The sequence below is a fragment of the Corynebacterium sp. HMSC072A02 genome (assembly GCF_001810085.1).
In the GTDB taxonomy this organism is placed as follows: Bacteria; Actinomycetota; Actinomycetes; order Mycobacteriales; family Mycobacteriaceae; genus Corynebacterium; species Corynebacterium hesseae.
This window is the reverse complement of the sequence record NZ_KV799810.1, coordinates 118,160-124,554: the sequence shown is the minus strand read 5'-3', so window position 1 is coordinate 124,554 and position 6,395 is coordinate 118,160. Positions and strand designations below refer to the sequence as shown.

Annotated in this window: 6 protein-coding genes and 4 tRNA genes; 1 reads left to right on the top strand and 9 read right to left on the bottom strand. The window is 61.4% G+C overall.

What is annotated here, in order from left to right; all coding sequences use genetic code 11:
• Positions 1 to 372: 372 nt before the first annotated feature.
• The 9 genes from rplA to HMPREF2698_RS01390 all read right to left on the bottom strand — a co-directional run bounded on the left by rplA (position 373) and on the right by HMPREF2698_RS01390 (position 5,061).
• Positions 373 to 1,077: a 50S ribosomal protein L1 gene (rplA, locus tag HMPREF2698_RS01430; RefSeq protein WP_070520973.1), complete on the bottom strand. Its 705-nt coding sequence runs from the start codon at positions 1,075 to 1,077 to the stop codon at positions 373 to 375.
• 97 nt (positions 1,078 to 1,174) lie between these two features.
• Positions 1,175 to 1,618 carry a 50S ribosomal protein L11 gene (gene rplK / locus HMPREF2698_RS01425; protein ID WP_070520976.1) on the bottom strand — a complete coding sequence of 148 codons (444 nt, stop codon included), beginning with the start codon at positions 1,616 to 1,618 and terminating at the stop codon, positions 1,175 to 1,177.
• A 165-nt stretch (positions 1,619 to 1,783) separates the two neighbouring features.
• Positions 1,784 to 2,689 (bottom strand): transcription termination/antitermination protein NusG, encoded by a 906-nt coding sequence (nusG, locus tag HMPREF2698_RS01420; protein WP_070520979.1) that lies wholly within the window; start codon positions 2,687 to 2,689, stop codon positions 1,784 to 1,786.
• 139 nt (positions 2,690 to 2,828) lie between these two features.
• Positions 2,829 to 3,155 (bottom strand): preprotein translocase subunit SecE, encoded by a 327-nt coding sequence (secE, locus tag HMPREF2698_RS01415; RefSeq protein WP_070561624.1) that lies wholly within the window; start codon positions 3,153 to 3,155, stop codon positions 2,829 to 2,831.
• Positions 3,156 to 3,179: 24 nt separating this feature from the next.
• Positions 3,180 to 3,255: transfer RNA gene (locus tag HMPREF2698_RS01410), tRNA-Trp, on the bottom strand.
• 127 nt (positions 3,256 to 3,382) lie between these two features.
• Positions 3,383 to 3,454: transfer RNA gene (locus tag HMPREF2698_RS01405), tRNA-Met, on the bottom strand.
• 34 nt (positions 3,455 to 3,488) lie between these two features.
• Positions 3,489 to 3,564 (bottom strand) — tRNA-Thr (locus HMPREF2698_RS01400).
• Positions 3,565 to 3,898: 334 nt separating this feature from the next.
• Positions 3,899 to 3,980, bottom strand: a tRNA-Tyr gene (locus HMPREF2698_RS01395).
• Between the two features lie 76 nt (positions 3,981 to 4,056).
• Positions 4,057 to 5,061, bottom strand: coding sequence for a polyprenyl synthetase family protein (locus tag HMPREF2698_RS01390; protein WP_070520985.1), 1,005 nt, complete (start codon positions 5,059 to 5,061; stop codon positions 4,057 to 4,059).
• A gap of 93 nt (positions 5,062 to 5,154) precedes the next feature.
• On the opposite strand from HMPREF2698_RS01390, the gene HMPREF2698_RS01385 reads away from it, so the two are divergent.
• Positions 5,155 to 6,393: a geranylgeranyl reductase family protein gene (locus HMPREF2698_RS01385; RefSeq protein ID WP_070520988.1), complete on the top strand. Its 1,239-nt coding sequence runs from the start codon at positions 5,155 to 5,157 to the stop codon at positions 6,391 to 6,393.
• The last annotated feature ends 2 nt before the right edge of the window (positions 6,394 to 6,395 follow it).

Below are 6,395 nucleotides of genomic sequence, written 5' to 3'. Positions count from 1 at the left end.
CGCCGCAAATCCACACGAAATGTCCCTTAAGCCAGCCCTGAGGATAAAGTCATCACACACAGCACAACGCGGGCCCCGGATAATTCCGGAACCCGCGTTGCAAGGGGTCTTGACTATCAGGCGGTTTCTCACGCCGCCCGCCCTGCAAGACTCAGGGTGTTCTCTCTATCTCTCATGCGCCTCTCTCAAACGCACAAGGATTATTATGCGATACATTCCTTGAAAGCCCATCGAACCTGCCTGTGTTTTACCTGTCAGTGGTTTTTAGCCCTCTGACCTGTACAAATAATTCGACACGCAAGGAAAATGGCAATAAAAAAATCCCGGCTCGTGAATGAGCCGGGACCTTTACGCCGTTAACACAGACATCAATTAGTCGGTGTAGTTCTTCTCCACGGAAGCGTCGACCGGGATGCCCGGGCCGGAGGTGGTGGAGATGGTGATCTTCTTGGCGTAGATGCCCTTAGCGGAGGACGGCTTCAGACGCAGGATCTCGTCGTACAGCGCACCGTAGTTCTCAGCCAGCTTCTCAGCGTCGAAGGAAGCCTTGCCGATGATGGCGTGCAGGTTGGAAGCCTTGTCAACGCGGAAGGAAATCTTACCGCCCTTGACGTCGGCCACAGCCTTGGTCACGTCAGCGGTCACGGTGCCGGTCTTCGGGTTCGGCATGAGACCACGCGGGCCCAGGACGCGGGCTACGCGGCCAACCTTGGCCATCTGATCCGGGGTGGCGATAGCAACGTCGAAGTCGATGTTGCCCTCGTTGATGGCAGCGATCAGCTCTTCGGTGCCCACGATGTCGGCGCCAGCAGCCTTAGCGGCCTCAGCCTTGTCGCCCTCGGCGAAGACGGCCACGCGGACATCCTTACCGGTGCCGTGCGGCAGGGAAACGGTGCCGCGAACCAGCTGATCAGCCTTGCGCGGGTCAACGCCGAGGCGGAAGACAACGTCGACAGTAGCGTCGAAGTTCTTGGAGGAGGTCTCCTTAGCCAGCTTGGCGGCCTCAATCGGACGGTACTGGCGGGAGCGGTCTACCAGCTCAGCGGCAGCCTTGTATGCCTTGGACTTGGTGCTCATAAGTGCAATTCCTTTTCTTGGATTGATGTGGTGATAGCGGGCCGAAGCTGGCCCTGCCACGCGCGATACAGAACGTATCGCGCATTAAATTGAATTATTACTTAGCCGGGATGCCGTCAACGGTGATGCCCATGGAGCGAGCGGTACCAGCGATGATGCGGGCGCCGTTCTCGATGTCACGAGCGTTGAGGTCCTCGAACTTAGTCTGTGCAATCTCCTTGCACTGATCCCAGGTCACGGAGCCAACCTTGTCGGTGTGCGGAACACCGGAGCCCTTCTTGATGCCAGCGGCCTTGAGCAGGAGCTTCGCTGCCGGCGGGGTCTTCAGCTTGAAGTCGAAGGAGCGGTCCTCGTAGACGGTGATTTCCACCGGCACGACGTTGCCGCGCTGGGACTCGGTCGCAGCGTTGTAGGCCTTGCAGAACTCCATGATGTTGACGCCGTGGGCACCGAGTGCCGGGCCGACCGGCGGAGCCGGGTTAGCGGCGCCTGCCTCGATCTGGAGCTTAATCAGGCCAGTGACCTTCTTCTTGGGAGCCATCGAATTACCTCTTTCCTGTGGTACCGGAGTGCCGCCACGATGAATAACAGCGCCCCGTCCGGATGCTCACGCGTTGTGGGCCACCGGAGGATGAACGTTTGAACATGCGCAAAAGCGCACGGGGTTCAAGTTTAGAACACCGTGCGCCCAGCTCAAAATCGCTTTTTAGGAGATGCGCTCGATTTCCGTCGGGGACAGCTCCACCGGGGTCTCGCGGCCGAAGATGGACACCAGGCCCTGCATCTTGCCGGTCTCCGGGTCGATCTCGGAGATGGTGGCGGATACGGAAGCCAGCGGGCCGGACAGGATGGTAACGGCCTCGCCCACCTCGAAGTCGTGAGCATACGCCTTCGCGGCCTCCTTCTCCGGCATGGCAACAACCTGCTCGCCCTCGGAGTCTGCGGCGGAAGCCTCCGGGGAGACCGTCGTGTCATTCGGCATGAGGAACTTGGCCACGTCGCGGATCTTCACCGGGGTGGCGTTGCCCTCGTTGCCCACGAAGGAGGTCACACCGGGGGTATCGCGGACGACGGACCAGGCAGCGTCGTTAAGCTCCATGCGCACCAGCACGTAGCCCGGAAGCAGCTTGCGCTTAACAACTTTCTTCTTGCCGTCCTTCTTCTCCAGAACCTGCTCGACCGGCACGACGACCTCAAAGATGGAATCCTCCACCTCGAGGGTCTGGGCGCGCATGTCCAGGTTGGTCTTCACCTTGTTCTCGTAGCCGGAGTAGCACTGGATGATGTACCACTTGCCCGGCTGCTTCTTCAGTTCGCGGGTGAATGCGCGCAGGCGGGTCTTGTACTCGGCGTCGGCGGCAGCGGCATCTGCTTCAGCGCTTGGCGACGTCTCCCCCGCTCCCTCAGCCTCAGCCTCGTCCGAGCCGCCGCCGAGGGCGGCCTCCGCGGCCTTGGTAGCAGCTTCCTTCTCGGCGGCTTCCTTCTCCTCGGCAGAAAGCTCCTCCTGCGGCTGCTGGGTTTCCTCAGTAGCCTCGACCGCTTCCGCGGCCTGTTCCTGGACGTTATCAATCATGGCCTGCTCGAGGGAGGTGCCAGTGTTTTCTTCGCTCATTGTCTGCTACTCCAAAATTGTGTTCATTCTTCTAGTCCCCAACCAGGTTACCCGGCGGGACTAGGGCAAAAAGTATCCCGCCGTTTCCCCTAGTCGAGCTAGCGGGAAGGCGGCGGGATGAAAGGATGAAATTAGTTTACTAAGGCGCGAGGATTGCTTCAACTCCGAGGCCGGTCAGCGTGTCCACGCCCCACACCAAGGCGGTGAGGACGATGAGGAAGGCGAAGGTCACGAGAACGTACTGAACCATTTCCTTGCCGGTAGGCCAAACGACCTTCTTCATCTCAGAGACGACCTCGCCCGGGAAGGACCCGACGGATCCGCCGAAGGAATCTTCCTTCTTATCCTCGACGCGCACGACGCGCTTGTCGGTGTAGGAATCGGTAGAGGTGGTCGCTGCGCCAGAGAGCTGACGCTTGCCGGTTGGGCGCGGGGCCCCGGTGCTCGGCTGCTTTTCATCGCTCACGGCGATTCCCTCCTTAAAGTGATGTGGCAGGGGCGACAGGACTCGAACCTGCAACCTACGGTTTTGGAGACCGTTGCGCTACCAATTGCGCCACGCCCCTTTGCGTGCCCTTTTGGGACAACGCACAACCCTACCAGAACGGTGATTCCCCATGGAAACCACGTGCCGTATAAGGCTGGGAGTCGGTAATGAAAAAGCGCCCGTGTGCGGGCGCTTTTCTTTCCCGGTAGCGATGGCGAGAATTGAACTCGCGACACAGCGATTATGAGTCGCTTGCTCTACCACTGAGCTACACCGCCATATTCACCTTCTGGAACCTTCCAGAAACATGAATGGAGCCCCCTGACAGAATCGAACTGTCGACCTTTTCCTTACCATGGAAACGCTCTGCCGACTGAGCTAAGGGGGCACAGCCTCTTTGAGTAACGGACTTTCATCCGCTGTGCTCTCGTTGAAGCCTTGAAAAGATTAACCCGAAACGCTTAAACAACACAAATCGCCAGGATGGGACGTGTTTTTAGGGCCTTTAAACGCTCCAAGAACACACCACAGCAACCACCGTGCCGAGCAGACGACAACTAAGCCGAGTGTGCGCCCGTTTGGCCGACGAAGCGACATTTCGATCAAATAGCGTCCCAATTCCTCGGTGCTCGGGCCCCTTATTTGATCGAAATGACCCTTAACCCACCCCGCACAACGCGAAATCCCGCAAACGCATCTCTGCGTCTGCGGGATTCATTCTGTGCCAGGTAGAAGATTCGAACTTCTGAAGGCAATGCCGGCGGATTTACAGTCCGCTCCCTTTGGCCGCTCGGGCAACCTGGCATGCACTCTTGAGTGCGGTTATGTACTTTACTACGAAGTGCCGCCCGACATGCAAATCGCCTGGCAGAAGCACCTATTAGCCCACGCGCTGGACCGTGTAGTCCGCCAACTGGCGCAGGGCTTCGCTGGCCGTGCATTCGGGCAACAGGGAAAGCTGGTCTTCGACAACGCGCAGGTATGCGTTGACGTCGGCAAGCGCCTTGTCCCGGCCACCCGACTTCCACAGCAGGTCGATGGCGCGCTTCACGGAGGCGTCATCAGTCAGCGGGCCCGTCAGGAGGGCACGGAGCTCGTCGCCGACCTCACCCTCCTCCTCTAGGGCATAGAGCACCGGCAGGGTGAACACGCCCTCGCGCAGGTCCGTGCCCGGGGTCTTCCCCGACTCCTCGGGATCGGAGAAGATGTCGATGACATCGTCGACGATCTGGAAAATCATGCCCACGGCCGCACCGATCTGGCGCAGCGCCTCGCACTGCTCCGGACCGGCGCCAGCATGGTAAGCACCCAGGTAGCCGGCGGAGGCGATGAGCACCGCGGTCTTTTCCCGGATGACCGCCGTGTAATGCTCCACAGCATTAGCTTCGCCGGCACCGATGGTTTCGCGCATCTGGCCGGTGACGAGCTCCTCGAAGGTCTCCGCGAAGTGCTCCACAGTGTGAGTATCCAGCTGGCTCATCAGCCGCGAAGCGTGCGCCAAGAGGGCATCGCCCGCCAAAATCGCCACCGAGTTAGTCCAGCGGAAATTTGCAGAATCCACGCCGCGGCGCCGCTCTGCTTCATCCATGACATCGTCGTGATAGAGCGTGGCCACGTGGACCATTTCCACCACGGTTGCCGCCTTAATCACCTCGGGCGATTGCGAGCGTTCACCAAACTCGGAAGCCAGCAACGCCATCATCGGGCGGAAACGCTTGCCCCCAGCCAGGGAGAGGTGACGCACCTTGTCTTTGATGAAGTCCTGCCCGCGGTCGAGCTCCGTGTTCAGCAGGTCCTCTACAGCAGCCATCCCGGCGTTGATACGCTCGGTGAGCTGCGCATCCCCCAAGTCCACGTGCTTGGCGTGAGTTTGGCCGTGTGACATTAAACGTGTTCCTTTAAGCTCAAAAATCCTAGTGTTTACCTACCGTAGCCCATGGCACGGCCCTCAACACACTTGTGGCCACTATCCCGTGCAATGATAGTCCCCATGTCGGAGCAGATCGATTCCACCCTTGTTGACGTCGCCATCGTAGGCGCCGGGCCCGCCGGCGCTGCCGCCGCTATCCACGCCGCGCGCGCCGGCCATGACACACTGCTTGTCGACGCCTCCCCCTTCCCCCGCGACAAGACCTGCGGCGATGGGCTGACTCCTCGCGCCATGCACCAGTTGGAGCTCCTCGGCATCGAGGTCAACGCCTCCTACCGCAACCGCGGGCTCAAGCTGCACGGCTTCGGCGGCACCGTAACCGCCCCGTGGCCGTCGACATACCCCTCGCAGGTGGGAACGGCTCTGCCGCGCTATGAATTCGATGCGCTGCTCGTTGAGGCCGCCCAAGAAGCCGGCGCGCAGCTTCTCACCGGCACGGCGACGGCCCCGCAGCTCGAGGGCAACCGGCTGGTGGAGTTCTCCGTGGGCAAGCGCCGCGTGCGCGCGCGGTGGGTCATCGTGGCCGATGGCGTGCGCTCGACCTTTGGCAAGCAGCTGGGCCGCACCTGGCACCGCGAGGAGGTCTACGGCATCGCCGCGCGCGCCTACGCCGATTCGCCCCACGACGGCGAGGAGTGGATGCACTCCCACGTGGAGCTCAAGGACCCCGAGGGGGTCGTACAACCCGGATATGGCTGGATCTTCCCGCTGGGACAGGGGGTCAACATCGGTTTGGGTGCGCTGTCCACCGCCGCCCGCCCGGCTCGTCTCAACACCAAGAAGGCGCTTGATTTCTACGCTGAGCAGCAGCGTTCGGAGTGGGGCTTGGGCGAGCTGCGCAACGTCACCTCGGCGATGCTGCCCATGGGTGGCGCGGTGTCCGGGGTGGCCGGCGCAAACTGGATGCTCATTGGTGACGCCGCCGCCTGCGTCAATCCGCTCAACGGCGAGGGCATCGATTATGGCTTGGAGACGGCAGCACTAGCCGTAGAGATGCTCGGCACTAAGGACCTGACCTTGGCGTGGCCGGAGCGTCTGCGCGCCGAGTACGGCGAGGCCTTCCTGCTCGCCCGCACCGCAGCGCGCCTGCTGACTTATCCGCAGTTCCTGCCGCTCGCCGGACCTGTGGCCATGCGCGGCCCCATCGGCCGCATGCTCATGCCGGCCGCCGCACGCCTCATGGGCAACCTCATCACCGACGAGGACAAGGACCTGCTTGCCCGCGCCTGGCGGCTGGCGGGCGGGGCGGTCTCCACGCTGCGCCGCGATACTCCCCTTTGGGCCTAAGG

Excerpts from the sequence above, each read along its gene's own strand:
- rplA (WP_070520973.1), bottom strand. The coding sequence starts at position 1,077 with ATGAGCACCAAGTCCAAGGCATACAAGGCTGCCGCTGAGCTGGTAGAC.
- rplK (WP_070520976.1), bottom strand. The coding sequence starts at position 1,618 with ATGGCTCCCAAGAAGAAGGTCACTGGCCTGATTAAGCTCCAGATCGAG.
- nusG (WP_070520979.1), bottom strand. The coding sequence starts at position 2,689 with ATGAGCGAAGAAAACACTGGCACCTCCCTCGAGCAGGCCATGATTGAT.
- HMPREF2698_RS01390 (WP_070520985.1), bottom strand. The coding sequence starts at position 5,061 with ATGTCACACGGCCAAACTCACGCCAAGCACGTGGACTTGGGGGATGCG.
- HMPREF2698_RS01385 (WP_070520988.1), top strand. The coding sequence starts at position 5,155 with ATGATAGTCCCCATGTCGGAGCAGATCGATTCCACCCTTGTTGACGTC.